The organism is Blattabacterium cuenoti (assembly GCF_014251715.1).
GTDB lineage: Bacteria > Bacteroidota > Bacteroidia > Flavobacteriales > Blattabacteriaceae > Blattabacterium > Blattabacterium cuenoti_M.
The window spans coordinates 342,665-361,153 of sequence record NZ_CP059198.1 but is presented as its reverse complement, the minus strand read 5'-3'; the positions used below and the strand labels follow the sequence as shown (position 1 = coordinate 361,153).

Sequence of the window (18,489 nt, the reverse complement as noted above, 5' to 3'; positions counted from 1 at the left end):
GCATAATATTTATGTAATATAATAAGCACTTTTTTTTCAAAATTTCATCATAAAATAAAATAGTTAATAATTTTATTAACAATAATAATTAATGCATTAAAAAATTAATTAATACTGATGAAATAAATCATAATGATAGGTAAACAATATATATTTAGAAGTAGTTTAGTCTCTGGAGAAATTATATTTAAGTATGATTTAAATGGTTTTTTAATAGAGGTCATTTTTCCTGAAAAACTTTCCTTATCACACTATATATGGATTGGAAAATATTTACCTTATAATGAATTTATTATAAATAAAATGAAAAATGCTAGAGCTGCTTTTTCTATAGAAGAAATTCCTACTGATTTATCTTTTAATCGTTTTTGGATAGATTATAGATATAAAGTAGGAAAAAAAAAAATGGCTGAAAATATATGGGATCGAATGTCTTTATCTGATAGAGTTAAAGCATTATCTTATATTCCAAAATATTTAGATCATCTTAAACGTACAGGACATGATCAAGCTTATCCTACAACTTATTTAAATCAAAGATATTTTGATAATTAATTAACTATTTTTTATTATATCAATAGCTTTATCTAAATTTAATGGATTAGAATTAAAAAAAATTTTTTTATCAATTGGAAAAAATTTTTTATTATATTTTATATATATATTATATTTATTTATTTTTAATAAAATTTCTTCTTTTTTAAAAAATCCTAATGATTTTGGTAAATCAATAATTTTTAAAGCTTCTGAAAGAGAAATTGTGTCTATTTTTTGACTATTTAATAAAGGAGAAAATTTAGGTTTATCTTTATCCTTAAATTCCCCCATTTGAATGATAGGGCCAAATCTAGCAATTTTTGCAAAAATTTTTTTATTAGATTTAGGGTCTATTCCAAGAAAACGTTCTTTATGAATTTTATTAACATATTTTTTTACATATTCTATTTTTTTATAAAATTCTTCATAAAAATTCTTAATTATTTCAATCCAAGATTGTTTTCCTTTAGCTATTTCATCAAAATTTTTTTCTAAACTTGCCGTAAAATCATAATCTACTATTTTTTTAAAATTTTTTTTTAAAAAATTAGTGGTTAAAATTCCTATTTCCGTAGGAATAAATTTATTTTTTTCTATTTCAATAATTTGATCATTTTTTTCCGATATAAAATTTCCTTTTAAAATAAAATTTTCACATATTCTTATTTTTTTTATAATTTTTTGTATACTTACATAATTTCTTTTTTGAATAGTAGATACTATAGGAACATAAGTAGAAGGTCTTCCTATTCCTAATTTTTCTAAGTTTTTTACTAAAGATGCTTCATTATATCTATATATATTATTTAAAAAAACTTGTTTAGCTATAATTTTTTCTTTTTTTAAAAAAGAACCTTGTTTGATTTCTAAATCATTACATTTTTTATCTTTATTTGTAATTTTCATAAATCCATCAAATAAAATAGTTTTTTTTGTATAAATGAAAGAATACTCTAAATGAGAAGATTGAATATAAAAATTTTTTTTTTCAATTACAGTATCTGTCATTTGTCCAATGATAGTACGTTCCCATATAAGTTTATAAAGATGTTTTTGAAAAATATCTAAAGATTCAAGATAATTTTTATTATAATTAATTATAGTAGGGCGAATAGCTTCATGAGCTTCTTTAAGAAATTTATTTTTTTTATAAAATTTTCTTAAAAAAAAATATTTTTTACCATATAAGGATAATATATAATCTTTTATTTCTAATAAAATATCATTTGATAATGTATTACTATCTGTACGAATATATGTTATAAATCCTTTTTCGTATAATTTTTGAGCTAAAAACATAGTTTTTGATATAGAATATTTTAATTTATTACAAGCTTCTTGTTGCAATGAAGAAGTTGTAAATGGTGGAGGAGGACTTTTTTTTTCATTTTTTGAAAAAATATTTTTTACTGAAAAAGTAGTATTTATACATGATAATAAAATATTTTTTACTTTTTTTTTATTTTCTATTTCTTTTTCTAATTTTGCATTAAAAATCATTTTTTTATCATTTATAAAAGTTCCATATATTTTATAAATAGGAATAGATTTCAATTCTTTAATTTTTTGTTCTCTTTCTACTATAAGTCTTACTGCTGCAGACTGTACTCTACCTGCAGAAAGACCTGCATTTATTTTTTTCCATAAAATAGGAGATAATTGAAATCCAACTAATCTATCTAAAATTCTTCTTGCTTGTTGAGCATAAACTAAATTATAATCAATTAGTCTTGGATTTTTTATAGCATGATAAATTGCTTTTTTTGTAATTTCATGAAAAAAAATTCTTCTATATTTATTAGAAGGGATATTAAATGTTTTATAAATTTGATAAGCAATAGCTTCTCCTTCACGATCCTCATCCGAGGCTAACCAAATAATTTTATAATTTTTTATTAATATTTTAAGATTTTGAACTATTTTCTTTTTTTTAGATAATATTACGTAATTAGGTTTAAAATTATTTTTAATTTCTATTCCTATTTTTTTTTCTGGTAAATCTATAAGATGTCCATAACTAGATACTACATGATAATTTTTTCCTAAAAATATTTGTATGGTAGAAGCTTTAGTAGGTGATTCTACAATTACTAAATTTTCATTCATTTTTTATTGATTTCTTTCTACAATAAAATTAACCATTATTTTTAATGCTTTTTTAATTGATCCTTCTGGGTAAATTTCTAAAATTTTTAATGCATTATTACGGAATTTTATCATTTTCTTAGTAGCATATTCTAATCCTCCATATTTTTTTACATAATTAATTATTTCATGTCTTTTTTGATTATCATAATTTTTTATAGAATATAATATCCATTTTTGATCTTTTTTAGAAGCTTTTTTAATAGTATAAATAAGCGGAAGTGTTAATTTTTTTTCTTTTAAATCAATTCCTATAGGTTTTCCTATTAAATTATTATTTTTTTCTTCATAATCAAATAAATCATCTTTAATTTGAAATGCAATACCGGTAAAAATACCAAATTTTCTCATTTTTAATACTACTTGTTCATCTGCATTAACTGAACGTGCTCCACCTTCACAAGAAGCCGCAATCAAACTTGCTGTTTTATGATAAATAATTTTATTATAAATTTTTTCAGTAATATTTAATTTTTTAGATTTTTCTATTTGTAATAATTCTCCTTCACTCATATTTTTAATAGTCTGACAAATAATTTTTAGTAGATCATCATAATTATTTTTTGTTGCTAATAAAAGACTTTTAGAAAGTAAATAATCTCCTACTAATACTGCTATTTTATTTTTCCATATTGCATTAATAGAAAAAGAACCGCGACGAATGTAACTATCATCTATAACATCATCATGAACAAGTGTTGCTGTATGTATTAATTCAATGAGACAAGCAGTATGATATGTTTTTTTTCGTATGTTCCCCAACATTTTAGCTATTAAAAAAACAAATATAGGGCGAATAAGTTTTCTTTTTCTGTGAATAATGTAATGAGTTATTTTATCTATAAAAGAAACATTACTTTTTATAGTATCAACGAATTGTTTTTCAAACTTTTTTATTTCTTCTTTTATAGGAATTTTTATTTTTTCTAAAATTATTTTCATAATATCATAATATGATTTATGATTTTATAAAATTAACATAGCGTCTCCATAAGAATAAAATCTATATTTTTTTCTTATTGCTATTTCATATGCTTTCATAATTAAATCAAAATTTGTAAAAGCTACTATCATCATAAGTAATGTTGATTTTGGCATATGAAAGTTGGTAATCATAGAATTAGCAATACTAAAATTATAAGGAGGAAAAATAAATTTATTAGTCCATCCAGAAAAAGGATTTAAATTTTTATTGGATGAAACAGAACTTTCTATTGCTCGCATAGAAGAAGTACCAACAGCACAAATACGTTTTTTTTTTTCTATAGAACGATTTATTATTTTACATGAATCTTCATTTATAAAACATTTTTCTGAATCCATTTTATGTTTTGATATATCTTCTACTTCAACTGGAATAAAACTTCCTAATCCTAAATGTAAAGTTATTTCTACTAAATTTATTCCTTTTATTTCTAATTTTTTTAATAAATGTTTAGAAAAATGTAATCCAGCTGTTGGAGCTGCTACAGATCCTTCTTTTTTTGCATATATAGTTTGATAACGTTCTTTATCGTTTTTTTCTGGATGTCTGTTAATATATTTAGGTAAAGGAGTTTTTCCTATATCTTTTATTTTTTTAATAAGTTCCTCATGTGTCCCATCAAAATGAAGTTGTAGTATTCTTCCTCTAGAAGTAGTATTATCTATAACTTCACCTGTTAATCCGTATCCAAAATTTAATTTGTTTCCTACTCTTACTTTTCTTGCAGGATCAACTAATACATCCCAAGTTCTATCTTTATAGTCTAATTCTCGAAGTAAAAAAACTTCTATTTTTGCTTCTGTTTTTTCTTTATTTCCAAATAGTCTTGCAGGAAAAACTTTAGTATTATTAAGAATGAAAGTATCTCCATTTTCAAAATATTGATGTAAGTCTTTAAATAATTTATGTTCTATTTTTTTATTTTTTCTATGAATGACCATTAATTTGGACTTATCTCTTTCTTGAGAAGGAAATTTTGCAAGAAGATTCAAAGGAGATTCGAAATAAAAATCTGAAGTTCTCATAGAAAATTTTTATGTTTTTATATTTTTTATAAAAAAAAATTATTATTATTTAACAAATATATATACATTTATATGTATAATTTTTTTTTTAAAAAAAAAAATACGTATACTTGCACTCTTACGAATTACGTTTATTGTTCTTTGCATAAAATAGCTTCTAGATCTAATAAGATTAAGAATTTTTAATAAGGTTTTGCGTCATTAAATTTTTTTTACAACGGAGAGTTTGATCCTGGCTCAGGATGAACGCTAGCGGCGGGCTTAACACATGCAAGTCGAGGGGCAGCATAAGATCTGTATAAGATCTTGATGGCGACCGGCGGACGGGTGCGTAACACGTACGTAACCTACCTTTTGCTAGAAAATAGCCTAGGGAAACTTGGATTAATATTCTATAATATAATAAAATCGCATGATTTTATTATTAAAGTAGAAATGCGGCAAAAGATGGGCGTGCGTCCGATTAGTTAGTTGGTAAGGTAAAGGCTTACCAAGACTATGATCGGTAGGGGGCCTGAGAGGGTGATCCCCCACACTGGTACTGAGATACGGACCAGACTCCTACGGGAGGCAGCAGTGAGGAATATTGGTCAATGGAGGAAACTCTGAACCAGCCACGCCGCGTGCAGGAAGAATGCCTTACGGGTTGTAAACTGCTTTTGTTTAGGAATAAAGATTTTTACGAGATAAAAATTGTGAATGTACTAGACGAATAAGTGTCGGCAAACTCCGTGCCAGCAGCCGCGGTAATACGGAGGACACAAGCGTTATCCGGATTTATTGGGTTTAAAGGGTGCGTAGGCGGTTTATTAAGTCAGTAGTGAAATATTGCAGCTTAACTGTTAAAATTGCTATTGATACTGATAAGCTTGAGTGAGACTGGAGTAGTTGGAATGTGTGGTGTAGCGGTGAAATGCATAGATATCACACAGAACACCGATCGCGAAAGCAGATTACTAAGTCTATACTGACGCTGAGGCACGAAAGCGTGGGGAGCAAACAGGATTAGATACCCTGGTAGTCCACGCCGTAAACGATGATCACTAGTTATTGGATTATTTTCAGTGACCAAGCGAAAGTGATAAGTGATCCACCTGGGGAGTACGGCCGCAAGGCTGAAACTCAAAGGAATTGACGGGGGCCCGCACAAGCGGTGGAGCATGTGGTTTAATTCGATGATACGCGAGGAACCTTACCAAGGTTTAAATGGACTACGAATAAATTAGAAATAATTTAGTCTTCGGACGGAGTACAAGATGCTGCATGGTTGTCGTCAGCTCGTGCCGTGAGGTGTAGGGTTAAGTCCCTCAACGAGCGCAACCCTTATTGTTAGTTGCCAGCGAGTAAAGTCGGGGACTCTAACAAAACTGCCGACGTAAGTCGAGAGGAAGGTGGGGATGACGTCAAATCATCACGGCTCTTATACCTTGGGCTACACACGTGCTACAATGGTCGGTACAAAGGGTTGCTACTGGGTAATCAGAAGCTAATCTCTAAAAGCCGATCTCAGTTCGGATTGGAGTCTGCAACTCGACTCTATGAAGTTGGAATCGCTAGTAATCGCATATCAGCCATGATGCGGTGAATACGTTCCCGGGCCTTGTACACACCGCCCGTCAAGCCATGGAAGTCGGGGATACCTGAAATCGGTGATCGTAAAAGAAACTGCTTAAGGTAAAATCGATAACTGGGGCTAAGTCGTAACAAGGTAGCCGTACCGGAAGGTGCGGCTGGAACATCTCTTTTTTAGAGTATTTTTTTTTAAAAATTCTGAAATAATTAGACTAGAAGCTTTTTAAAATTTTAATAAATTATCAGTTAGTCTCGTAGCTTAGATGGTTAAAGCGCTACAATGATAATGTAGAGGTCCGCGGTTCAATTCCGCGCTAGATTAAATAATTTAATTAGTTAGTCTCGTAGCTTAGATGGTTAGAGCGCTACACTGATAATGTAGAGGTCCGCGGTTCAATTCCGCGCGAGACTATTATAGGGTAGGGGGATTAGCTCAGTTGGCTAGAGCGCCTGTTTTGCACGCAGGAGGTCATCGGTTCGACTCCGATATTCTCCATTTTTAAAGTTCTTTGACATACATAATATACAATTGTAGAGGGTAAAAAAAACTAATAAAGAGCGTATGGTGGATGCCTTGGCTCTGAGAGGCGAAGAAGGACGTGATAAGCTGCGATAAGCTGCGGGGATTGGCACATACAAATTGATCCGCAGATTTCCGAATAGGGGAACCTATCATATTGATGATATGATATTACTTTTGTTAAAGAAAGTAAAGCAAACCTGGAGAACTGAAACATCTAAGTATCTAGAGGAAAAGAAAACAACAGTGATTCCGTTAGTAGTGGCGAGCGAAACCGGAAAAGCCTAAACCATTATAGTTTAGGCTATAGTGGGGTNAGATGGTTAGAGCGCTACACTGATAATGTAGAGGTCCGCGGTTCAATTCCGCGCGAGACTATTATAGGGTAGGGGGATTAGCTCAGTTGGCTAGAGCGCCTGTTTTGCACGCAGGAGGTCATCGGTTCGACTCCGATATTCTCCATTTTTAAAGTTCTTTGACATACATAATATACAATTGTAGAGGGTAAAAAAAACTAATAAAGAGCGTATGGTGGATGCCTTGGCTCTGAGAGGCGAAGAAGGACGTGATAAGCTGCGATAAGCTGCGGGGATTGGCACATACAAATTGATCCGCAGATTTCCGAATAGGGGAACCTATCATATTGATGATATGATATTACTTTTGTTAAAGAAAGTAAAGCAAACCTGGAGAACTGAAACATCTAAGTATCTAGAGGAAAAGAAAACAACAGTGATTCCGTTAGTAGTGGCGAGCGAAACCGGAAAAGCCTAAACCATTATAGTTTAGGCTATAGTGGGGTTATAGGTCTACAATAATAAGGAATATTTTTTTATAGCAGAATGATTTGGAAAATTCAATCATAGAAGGTGATAATCCTGTATGCAAAATGGAAAAATTACTTAGTAGTAACCTGATTAGGACGGGACACGGGAAATCTTGTCTGAATTTGCCGGGACCATCCGGTAAGGCTAAATACTCCTCAGAGACCGATAGTGAACTAGTACCGTGAGGGAAAGGTGAAAAGTACTTCGAATAGAAGGGTGAAATAGATCCTGAAACCATACGCTTACAAACTGTCGGAGCTTTTTCGTAAAGTGACGACGTGCCTTTTGCATAATGAACCTACGAGTTAATTTTTCCGGCAAGGTTAAGTAGTTTAGCTATGAAGCCGTAGCGAAAGCGAGTCTGAATAGGGCATACAGTCGGAAGAATTAGACGCGAAACCGAGTGATCTATCCATGAGCAGGTTGAAGCTGTGGTAACACATAGTGGAGGACCGAACCGGTTGACGTTGAAAAGTCTTCGGATGACTTGTGGATAGGGGTGAAAGGCCAATCAAACTCGGAGATAGCTCGTACTCCCCGAAATGCATTTAGGTGCAGCATCGTGTTAAATAATACAGAGGTAGAGCTACTGATTGGATGAAGGGGTTTCATCACCTACTAATTCCTGACAAACTCCGAATGCTGTTATTATGTTTCACGGTAGTGAGGGCATGGGTGCTAAGGTCCATGTCCAAGAGGGAAACAACCCAGACCATCAGTTAAGGCCCCTAAGTATATATTAAGTTGAACTAACGAAGTTTGGTTACCTAGACAGCTAGGATGTTAGCTTGGAAGCAGCTATTCATTTAAAGAGTGCGTAACAGCTCACTAGTCGAGTGACTGAGCATGGATAATAATCGGGCATAAATATATCGCCGAAACTATGGGATTGATTAATTTAATCAATCGGTAGGGGAGCATTGTAATGGCATAGAAGCTATATCGTAAGATATAGTGGAGCTCTTACAAAAGAAAATGTAGGTATAAGTAACGATAATGCGGGCGAGAAACCCGCACACCGAAAAACTAAGGATTCCTCAGCTATGTTAATCAGCTGAGGGTTAGTCGGATCCTAAGATGAAATCGAGAGGTGTAATCGATGGATAACCGGTTAATATTCCGGTACTTACTTTTATTGCGATAGAGGGGACGGAGTAATGAAACTGTCGCGTACGGACGGAAGTGTACGTTAAAATAGTTAGGTATAAAATATATTGGAAAATCCGTATATTTTGCTGATCTATGATAGTACCACAAACCTTCGGGTGAGTGGATAGTACAGGTAAGAACTTCCAAGAAAATCCTCTAAGCTTCAGATAAAAGTAACCCGTACCAAAACCGACACAGGTAGTTGAGGAGAGAATCCTAAGGTGCTCGAGTGATTCACGGCTAAGGAACTAGGCAAAATGAACCTGTAACTTCGGGAGAAAGGTAGCCTTCCTTTAGGAAGGTCGCAGTGAAGAGATCCAGGCGACTGTTTATCAAAAACATAGGACTCTGCTAAATTGAAAAATGATGTATAGGGTCTGACACCTGCCCAGTACTGGAAGGTTAAAGAAAAAGGTTAGCTTCGGCAAAGCTTTTGACTGAAGCCCCAGTAAACGGCGGCCGTAACTATAACGGTCCTAAGGTAGCGAAATTCCTTGTCGGGTAAGTTCCGACCTGCACGAATGGTGTAACGATCTGGAAACTGTCTCGGCCGTGAGCTCGGTGAAATTGTAATATCGGTGAAGATGCCGATTACTCGCAATGGGACGAAAAGACCCTGTGAACCTTTACTATAGCTTCGTATTGATTTCGATTAGAAAATGTGTAGGATAGGTGGGAAACTTTGAAGTATGATCGCCAGATCATGTGGAGTTGACCTTGAAATACCACCCTTTTTTTAGTTGAAATCTAACTCAATTAAAAAAATTGAGGACATTGCGTGGTGGGTAGTTTGACTGGGGTGGTCGCCTCCAAAAAGGTAACGGAGGCTCCCAAAGGTACCCTCAACACGTTTGGTAATCGTGTGTAGAGTGTAATGGCATAAGGGTGCTTGACTGTGAGACTTACAAGTCGATCAGGTACGAAAGTAGGGCATAGTGATCCGGTGGTTCCGCATGGAAGGGCCATCGCTCAAAGGATAAAAGGTACTCCGGGGATAACAGGCTAGTCTCCCCCAAGAGCTCACATCGACGGGGAGGTTCGGCACCTCGATGTCGGCTCGTCACATCCTGGGGCTGAAGAAGGTCCCAAGGGTTGGGCTGTTCGCCCATTAAAGTGGCACGCGAGCTGGGTTCAGAACGTCGTGAGACAGTTCGGTCTCTATCTATTGCGAGCGTTAGAAGCTTGAGTGGACCTGATTCTAGTACGAGAGGACCGAATTGGACGAACCTCTGGTGTATCAGTTGTGTCGCCAGGTGCATCGCTGAGTAGCTATGTTCGGAAGAGATAAGCACTGAAAGCATATAAGTGCGAAACTCACCACAAGATAAGGCTTCTTTTAAGGGTCGTTGTAGATGACAACGTTGATAGGCTATAAGTGTAAAGGCAGTAATGTCATAGCTAAGTAGTACTAATTACCCGTAGGTTTTTTTTATTCCTCTTATGTATATTATGTTATGTCTTTTTAAATAAAAATTTTATTGGGTGGTTATAGCAATGTGGCCCCACCTCTTCCCATACCGAACAGAGAAGTGAAACACATTAGCGCTGATGGTACTGGTTTTTCCGGGAGAGTAAGTCGCCGCCCTTATTTTTATTAAAATTTTTTTAAAGTAAACTTTCTGAATATAAATCTCTATTTTTTGTATCTGCACGAAGAATACTTTCACTTCTATAATAATAAAGACTTTTTAATCCTATTTTCCAAGCTTCAAGATGTACTTTATTTATATATTTAGCGGGAATATTTTGATGAAAGGAAAGATTTATACTCTGTCCTTGATCAATATATTTTTGTCGTATACTAGCTTGTTTTATTAATTCCAATTGATTAATTTCTTTGAAACATTTAAATACATTTTTCTGTTCTTCGCTAAGAGAAGATAATCCAAGACAAGATCCTTTTTCATTAGCTATTTGCTCCCAAACTTCTGGTATATTATATCCATTTTTTATAAGTATATTTTCCAAATAAGGATTTTTTCTAATATGCATTCCTTTTGCGTCATCATCTACATAAATATTTGCAGCTAAAGGTTCTACTCCTTGAGAAAGACCACCAGCTAATTTAGCAGAACTTCTATTAGGCGCTATTGCCATTAATGTTAGATTTCTTTTTCCCGTTCCTATATTCCACTCAGATTCTCCATATTCTTTAGCTAAATATTTAGTAGCTTTTTGAGATTCTAATTGTATATTACTAAATATATTATGTGTTAATATTTCAGATTGTACAGATATAAAAGGAATCATATTTGATTGCAAATACGAATGCCAACCCAAAGCTCCCAAACCTAAAGCTCTGCTTTTTTCTGCAAAACGAACTGCATCTTCTATTCCTCGCATATTTTTTCCTTTATCAATAAATTCTTGTAAAACAGCATCAAGAAATAAAATAGCATAAAAAACAGTATTTGTATTTTTCCATTCTACATATTTATACAAATTCAAAGACGAAAGACAACATACAAGAGTATGATTCTCATCTGTTGGTAACATAATTTCTGAACAAAGATTACTTTGGTGTATTTTTAATCCGTATTTTTTCCAATTTTCTGGAATATTTTTATTAGCATTATCTTTAAAAAAAAGATATGGTTCTCCAGTTTGAACACGTTCTTTAAGAGTATTTACCCACAAAGTCCGTTCTTTCCCATTTTTTTTCAATACTTTTTCCATAAAAGTATTAGAAATTATAACCCCTTGATGAACATTGTGACATTGACGATTAATATCCCCTTTAGGTTCTCTTATTTTTAAAAATTCTGGATACTCTTTATGTTCTATATTTAAATAAATAGCGACAGCACCCCTTCTAGTTCTACCTTGTTTACTAGCTATTATTGCACTATCATATGATTTAATAAAAGGAATAATTCCATCAGAAGTTCCTAATGTACCATTTTTTATAGGACTCCCTATAGGTCTAACTAAACTAAAATCATATGACGTTCCTCCACCATGTTTACTAAGAATAGCCATTTCTAAATTTTTTCTATATATTTCATACATACTATCGCCAATTCTTCCTGAAAAACAACTAATAGGCAATCCTTTTTCTGTACCTAAATTAACCATAACTGGAGTAGAAGGAATAAGCCATCCTTTCCAAAAAATATTAAAAAATTCTACTTCTATTTTAGGCTTTTTAAGTATTTTTGCTGCATTTTTTGCCAATCTTTTATATGCTTCAAAAGGAGTTTCTCCATCTAATAAATATCCACCTTTAATTGTAGTCAAATATAATTCATTATTAGCCCAAACAGGAAAATCTTTATCTACTTTCCATCCTTCTTTTTCTGCAATAGGGTGTGTTTCCATTTTTATTTAAACTTTAAAGCTATTTATTTTTTTCTTTTTCTATTTGTTCTTTTAGTTTAGCTAATCCTTCTATATCCCCAAGAGTAGATCTCTCTAATTTTCTATTTCTTACACGTTGTTCTTTTCTTTGATCTTTATCACGATAAATAGATGTATGAGAAACTACAATTTTTTTAGTTTCTTTATTAAACTCTATTACTTTAAAATTAATTTTTTCTCCTTTTTTAATAGTAGTTCCATCTTTTTTATCTAAAAAACGTAATGGAGCAAAAGCTTCTATTTTTTTATCTAATTTTACAGTAGCACCTTTGTCAAATAAATTTATTATCATCCCATTATGAATACTTCCTACATAATAAATTTCTTCATATTTTTTCCATGGATTTTCCGTTAATTGTTTATGTCCTAAATTTAATCTTCTTGTTTTAGGATCTAAAGTAAGGACAATAACTTCTAATTCATCATTTATATTACAAAATTCAGAAGAATATTTTATTTTTTTTATCCATGATAAATCGTTAGTATAAACAATTCCAGTTATACCTTTTTCTAATTCTAAAAAAAAACCAAAATTTGTAAATTTTTTTACAATTCCAATATGTTTTGATCCTATTGGATATTTATATTGGATATTTATCCAAGGATCTTTAGTTAGCTGCTTCACACTTAATGACATTTTTCTTTCTTGTCTATCTATAGTTAAAATAATTGCCTCTAATTCATCCCCTATTTGTACAAAATCTTGAGTAGACGATAAATCAGTAGCCCAAGACATTTCACTAATATGTAATAACGCTTCTACTCCTGGTATGATTTCTACAAATGCTCCATAATCTGCCAAAACACTTACTTTTCCTTTAACTCTACTCCCTACTTTTAAATTTTCGTTTAAAGAATTCCAAGGATGAGGTTGCAATTGTTTTAACCCCAATTGTACACGATTTTTATCCTTATCTACCCCTAATACAACAAATTTTAATTCCTGTTCCAATTGAACTACTTCTGTAGGATGATTTATGTGTGGCCAACTCATATCCGTTATATGAAGCAGAGCATCAACTCCTCCTAAATCAACAAAAGCTCCATAAGGAAGAATGTTTTTTATTTTTCCTTCTAATACTTGACCTTTATCCAATTTTGATATCATTTCTTTTCTCTGTTCTTCAATATCTCTTTCTATTAATACTTTATGAGAAACAACAACATTTTTCGTTTTTTTATTGATTTTTACCACTTTTACTTCCATAGTTTTTCCTACATAGGTATCATAATCCCTAACAGGTTTTACGTTGATATGTGATCCAGGTAAAAAACATTCAATATCAAATATTTCAACAATTAATCCTCCTTTTGTTCTAGCAACTACATAACCCAATATAACCTCTGATTTTTCATATGCATCATTAATATGTTGCCAATTTCTAAGCATTTTTGCTTTTTGATAAGAAAGAATACATTGTCCTTTATAATCCATTTTTACTACCATTACTTCTATTTCAATGCCAACTTTAATGGTAAAATCTTCTCTAAATTCACTTATAGGAATAGCTCCTTCTGCTTTAAATCCAATATCGACAATAATAGTTTTATCAGTAATATGTGTAACTACTCCTTTATATATTTCTAATTCTTGAATATTTGGTAAAGTTTTTGTGTATAAAATTTCAAATTTTTTTCTATATTCCTGTATATCATTATTTAAATGAGTATCGTATTTCGTCCAATCGAAACTACTTTTTATTTTTCCATGATCATTACATTTTTCTTTTTCATTATCTTTATTAGATAAAGATAAAGGGGATACTTTTCTTTTTATTTCTTCGGTTTGACTAGACATAATTTTTATTATTTTTTTACTATTGGCTGTCTCCAAACAGACATAAATAGATAAACTAAAATTTCTATTTTATTAGTTTAGTTTTATAGATAGATAAACTAAAATTTCTATTTTATTAGTTTAATTTTATAGATAGATAAACTAAAATTTCTATTTTATTAGTTTAGTTTTATAGTATTTTTTTTTACAAAAAAAAGATAATACAAAACTAATAATTTTTCAGTAACTTTTTCTACTAATTCAAATAAAATGTACCTTATCGTTGATACTGAAACAACAGGACTTCCTAAATATTATAATTTACCTATTACTCATATTGATAATTGGCCAAGAATTGTACAAATTTCATGGCAATGTCATGATTTTTTTGGAAATTTAATAGAATTAAAAAATTTTATAATAAAGCCAGATCATTATGATATACCTTTCAATGCTTTTAAAATTCATGGAATTACTAATGAAAAAGCAGAAAAATATGGAGTTGATCTAAATTTTGTTTTACGTGAATTTAAACAATCTTTTGAAAAATCTCAATGTTTAATTGGACATAATTTAGAATTTGATATAAAAGTTATAGAATGTGAATTTTTTAGGAAAAAAACAGAAATTACTTTTAAAAATAAAAAAATATTAGATACAAAAGTAATTTCTGTTTCTTATTGTAAGTTGTTTAGAAGTAAAAAAAGATTTAAATGGCCTACATTATCTGAATTATATAAAAAACTTTTTGGAGAAAATATTCCGAATTTGCATAATGCAGTGAATGATGTAAAAGCTACAGCTCGTTGTTTTTTAGAGCTATTACGTATTGGAATTATATCTCATAAAGAGTTAGGAATAGAAAAAAATATTATATGGGAATTCAGAAATAAATATTCATCTGCAATTTCTTCTTCTATAGTTGCTTTAGAAACTGTTTATGAAACAGAAAATGAAATAATCATTAACAAAAAAAAAATAAAAGAAAAAATAAACATCAATAATGATATTCTGAAAGAAGAATTTAAAAAAAAAAAATATTCTCATATTCATAATCATTCCTATTTTTCTATTCTTTATTCTACCATTAAGATACAATCTTTGGTAGATCGAGCTATGTTTTTAAATATGCCAGCTGTGGGAATAACGGATTATGGAAATATGATGGGGTCTTTTTATTTTTTAAATGCTATTGATTCTATCAATAAAAAATATTATCCAAAAAAATCCATTAAAGGTATCATTGGTTGTGAAGTTTTTATTTCAGAAAATTATTTACAAAAAAAATTTACAAAAAATGAACCTGATAAACGATATCAACAAGTTTTTTTATCTAAAAATAAAAAAGGTTATCATAACCTGGCAAAACTTTGCTCACTTGGTTTTACAGAAGGATTGTATGCTGGAATACCTAGAATAGGAAAAAAGTTAATTGAAAAATACAAGGATAATTTAATTGCTCTTACTGGAGATCTAAATGCAGAAATTCCATATACAATACTGAATTATGGAGAAAAAAAAGCAGAAAAAATTTTTTTATGGTGGAAAGAACTTTTTGGAGATGATTTTTACATAGAATTATTACGTCATGGATTAGAAGAAGAAGATCATGTTAATGATATATTGCTAAAGTTTTCTAAAAAATATCATGTAAAATATATTATACAAAATAATACTTTTTTTTTAGATAAAAAAGAATCCAATGCACATGATATTTTGCTTTGTGTTAAAAATGGAGAGAAACAATCAACTCCTATAGGAAAAGGGAAAGGGAATAGATTTGGGTTACCGAATAATGAATTTTATTTTAAAAGCACAGAAGAAATGAAAAAAATATTTTCTGATCTTCCAGAATCTTTTGATTTTTTAGAGGAATTGATTAATAAAATTGAATCTTATCATCTTTCACACAAAATATTGCTTCCAAAATTTCAAATTCCAAAATCTTTTGAAGATCCTATGGATAAAATAGATGGAGGAAATAGAGGAGAAAATCGTTTTTTAAGAAAAATTACTTATGAAGGAGCTAAAGAACGTTATAAAAATTTGACAAAAAAAATACAAGAAAGAATTATTTTTGAATTAAAAACAATAGAAAAAATTGGATATCCTGGTTATTTTCTTATTGTTCATAATTTTATTGATAAAGCTAGAAAAATGAATATTTCAGTAGGCCCTGGTAGAGGATCAGTAGCAGGATCTGTTGTAGCTTATTGTATAGGAATAACTAATATAGATCCAATAAAATACCATTTACTTTTCGAACGATTTTTAAATCCAGATAGGATTTCTTTACCAGATATTGATATTGATTTTGATGATAGAGGACGTGAAAAAATTATTGAATGGGTAGTTCAAAAATATGGAAAACAACAAGTTGCACAAATTATTACATATGCTACAATGGGAGCTAAATCATCAATTAGGGATACTGGTCGTGTATTAGATTTATCTTTAAAAAAAACAGATTTTTTAGCAAAAATGGTCCCCAATTTTGTATCATTAAAAACTATTTTTTCAGAAAAAAAACCACTAACTAAAGTTAGTCAAGAAGAAATGAAAAATATACTAAAACTGAGGGATATAGCAAAAAATAAAAATTCCTTAGAAGGAGAAGTTTTACAGAAAGCAAAAATTTTAGAAGGTACTATCAGAAGTACAGGAATACATGCTTGTGGAATCATAATAAGTCCATATGATATAAAAGAATATATTCCAGTTTGCGTGTCAAAAGAATCCGATTTTTTGCTTACGCAATTTGATAATCATGTAGTAGAACATGCAGGACTGTTAAAAATGGATTTTCTTGGATTAAAAACTCTTACGATCATTAAAGATGCAATAAATCTTATAAAAAAAAGACGTAAAAATATGAATTCAATTAGAGAATTTTCATTTCCTCTAGAAGATGAAAAAACTTATTGTCTTTTTCAAAAAGGAGAAACTGTAGCCGTTTTTCAATATGAATCTCCTGGTATGCAAAAATATTTACGTCAGTTAAAACCTGATAAATTTGATGATTTAATAGCGATGACTGCTTTGTATAGACCTGGTCCTTTGCAATATATTCCTAATTTTATATCCAGAAAACATGGAAAAGAAGCTATAAGCTATGATTTACCAGAAATGGAGGAATTTTTAAAAGAAACTTATGGAATTACAATATATCAAGAACAGGTAATGTTAATAGCACAAAAAATAGCTGGATTAAGTAAAGGAGATGCTGATTTTCTTAGAATAGCTATGGGAAAAAAGCAAAAAGAATTACTAAATAAAATGAGAAATCAATTTATTGAAAAAGCTATAAATAAAGGGTATTCTAAAAATGTATTAAAAAAAATATGGAAAGATTGGGAATATTTTTCTTGTTATGCTTTTAATAAATCTCATGCCACATGTTATGCATATATAGCTTTTCAAACTGCTTATTTGAAAGCACATTATTCATATGAATATATGGCTTCTGTGTTAAGTAATCATATGCATAATATGAAACAACTTACTTTTTTCATAGAGGAATGTAAACGAATGAATATACTTGTTATTAGTCCAGATATAAATGAAAGTGATTCTTATTTTAAAGTAACGGATCATAATAGTATTCGGTTTGGTCTTGCTGGAATAAAAGGAGTTGGAGAAAATGCTGTAAGAATAATTCTTATAGAAAGAGAAAAAAATGGACCATTTACCTCTATTTTTGATTTGGTAAAAAGGATTGATTTACGTATTGTTAATAAAAAAATTTTAGAAAATTTAATTTTATCCGGATCTTTAGATTGTTTTCATGTACATAGAGAGCAATATTTTTATGTTGATGATAATGATAAATTTAGCATCTTAGAGAAGATAATTCGATTTGGATCAAAATTACAAAAATCTAAAAATAAAAATTTTGAGGAATATAGACCAGTCATTATGGAATGCGAGGGATGGAGTAATACATATAAATTATCTAAAGAAAAAGAAGTGTTAGGTATTTATGCTTCTTCACATCCTTTAGATGATTATTATTATGAAATGAAATATTTTACAAATATATCTTTAACCCAATTAAATAAAAAGGAATCTATTTTTTTAGGTAAAAAAATTCATATATGTGGAATTTTGTCTAAAATAGAAAAAAAAACATATATAAAAAGTGGTATAAAATATGGTATTTTTTTATTAGAAGATTATAATTCTTCCAAAGAATTTAGAATTTATGGACAACAATATTTAAAATTTGAACCACTTTTATTTAATAATAGTTTGTTGTATTTATATATTGATATTGATAAATCAAAATATTATAAAATAAACATTTTGCATATGGAAAATTTGAAAAATGTTCTAAAAAAATTGGTACATAAATTAACAGTAAAAATTAATATTAATGACTTAAATAGCATAATTATTTCTAAAATAGAAAAACTTTTTTCTCAACAAATAGGAAATAAAAAACTGAATATTGTTCTTTATGATAAGGAAAATAGAATTTTTTTAAATTTTGAATCTAAAAAATATGGAATTAATATTAATTCAAATTTTTTAAAAGAATTAGAAAAAATAAAAGGATTAGATTTTTTTTTAAATTAAAACTCATTAATTAAAATACT

General features: G+C 29.8%; 7 protein-coding genes, 5 tRNA genes and 3 rRNA genes. 10 read left to right on the top strand and 5 right to left on the bottom strand.

What is annotated here, in order from left to right; genetic code table 11:
- The first annotated feature begins 132 nt into the window (after positions 1-132).
- A complete protein-coding gene (locus H0H59_RS01695) occupies positions 133-555 on the top strand; it encodes a hypothetical protein (protein WP_185861915.1) in 423 nt (140 codons plus the stop codon).
- On the opposite strand, the gene topA is transcribed toward H0H59_RS01695, so the two are convergent.
- From topA to queA, 3 genes are read right to left on the bottom strand one after another with little or no spacing between them, the layout of a single operon-like run.
- Positions 556-2,643 (bottom strand): type I DNA topoisomerase, encoded by a 2,088-nt coding sequence (gene topA, locus H0H59_RS01690; protein ID WP_185861914.1) that lies wholly within the window; start codon positions 2,641-2,643, stop codon positions 556-558.
- Positions 2,644-2,646: 3 nt separating this feature from the next.
- Positions 2,647-3,624 carry a polyprenyl synthetase family protein gene (locus H0H59_RS01685; protein WP_185861913.1) on the bottom strand — a complete coding sequence of 326 codons (978 nt, stop codon included), beginning with the start codon at positions 3,622-3,624 and terminating at the stop codon, positions 2,647-2,649.
- A gap of 24 nt (positions 3,625-3,648) precedes the next feature.
- Positions 3,649-4,692 (bottom strand): tRNA preQ1(34) S-adenosylmethionine ribosyltransferase-isomerase QueA, encoded by a 1,044-nt coding sequence (gene queA / locus H0H59_RS01680; protein WP_185861912.1) that lies wholly within the window; start codon positions 4,690-4,692, stop codon positions 3,649-3,651.
- Positions 4,693-4,906: 214 nt separating this feature from the next.
- Here queA and H0H59_RS01675 point away from each other — a divergent pair.
- The 8 genes from H0H59_RS01675 (at position 4,907) to rrf (ending at position 10,348) form a co-directional block, all read left to right on the top strand.
- Positions 4,907-6,438: ribosomal RNA gene (locus tag H0H59_RS01675) — 16S ribosomal RNA — on the top strand.
- Between the two features lie 73 nt (positions 6,439-6,511).
- Positions 6,512-6,587: transfer RNA gene (locus H0H59_RS01670), tRNA-Ile, on the top strand.
- 15 nt (positions 6,588-6,602) lie between these two features.
- Positions 6,603-6,676, top strand: a tRNA-Ile gene (locus tag H0H59_RS01665).
- 10 nt (positions 6,677-6,686) lie between these two features.
- A tRNA-Ala gene (locus H0H59_RS01660) sits at positions 6,687-6,760 on the top strand.
- A gap of 332 nt (positions 6,761-7,092) precedes the next feature.
- Positions 7,093-7,162 (top strand) — tRNA-Ile (locus H0H59_RS03075).
- A 10-nt stretch (positions 7,163-7,172) separates the two neighbouring features.
- Positions 7,173-7,246 (top strand) — tRNA-Ala (locus H0H59_RS01655).
- Between the two features lie 45 nt (positions 7,247-7,291).
- Positions 7,292-10,192: ribosomal RNA gene (locus tag H0H59_RS01650) — 23S ribosomal RNA — on the top strand.
- Between the two features lie 46 nt (positions 10,193-10,238).
- Positions 10,239-10,348: ribosomal RNA gene (rrf, locus tag H0H59_RS01645) — 5S ribosomal RNA — on the top strand.
- Together the 16S, 23S and 5S rRNA genes with 5 tRNA genes alongside form the textbook arrangement of a ribosomal RNA operon.
- 17 nt (positions 10,349-10,365) lie before the next feature.
- Here the strand turns inward: rrf and H0H59_RS01640 are convergent.
- Both H0H59_RS01640 and rpsA read right to left on the bottom strand, forming a co-directional pair.
- Positions 10,366-12,078 (bottom strand): ribonucleoside-diphosphate reductase subunit alpha, encoded by a 1,713-nt coding sequence (locus H0H59_RS01640; protein WP_185861911.1) that lies wholly within the window; start codon positions 12,076-12,078, stop codon positions 10,366-10,368.
- 19 nt (positions 12,079-12,097) lie between these two features.
- Positions 12,098-13,915 carry a 30S ribosomal protein S1 gene (gene rpsA, locus H0H59_RS01635; RefSeq protein ID WP_185861910.1) on the bottom strand — a complete coding sequence of 606 codons (1,818 nt, stop codon included), beginning with the start codon at positions 13,913-13,915 and terminating at the stop codon, positions 12,098-12,100.
- A gap of 249 nt (positions 13,916-14,164) precedes the next feature.
- On the opposite strand from rpsA, the gene dnaE reads away from it, so the two are divergent.
- Complete coding sequence (gene dnaE / locus H0H59_RS01630; RefSeq protein WP_185861909.1) at positions 14,165-18,469, top strand: DNA polymerase III subunit alpha; 4,305 nt, start codon at positions 14,165-14,167, stop codon at positions 18,467-18,469.
- Positions 18,470-18,489: the final 20 nt, after the last annotated feature.

Coding starts and splice junctions, on each gene's coding strand:
- H0H59_RS01695 (WP_185861915.1), top strand. CDS start 133: ATGATAGGTAAACAATATATATTTAGAAGTAGTTTAGTCTCTGGAGAA.
- topA (WP_185861914.1), bottom strand. CDS start 2,643: ATGAATGAAAATTTAGTAATTGTAGAATCACCTACTAAAGCTTCTACC.
- H0H59_RS01685 (WP_185861913.1), bottom strand. CDS start 3,624: ATGAAAATAATTTTAGAAAAAATAAAAATTCCTATAAAAGAAGAAATA.
- queA (WP_185861912.1), bottom strand. CDS start 4,692: ATGAGAACTTCAGATTTTTATTTCGAATCTCCTTTGAATCTTCTTGCA.
- H0H59_RS01640 (WP_185861911.1), bottom strand. CDS start 12,078: ATGGAAACACACCCTATTGCAGAAAAAGAAGGATGGAAAGTAGATAAA.
- rpsA (WP_185861910.1), bottom strand. CDS start 13,915: ATGTCTAGTCAAACCGAAGAAATAAAAAGAAAAGTATCCCCTTTATCT.
- dnaE (WP_185861909.1), top strand. CDS start 14,165: ATGTACCTTATCGTTGATACTGAAACAACAGGACTTCCTAAATATTAT.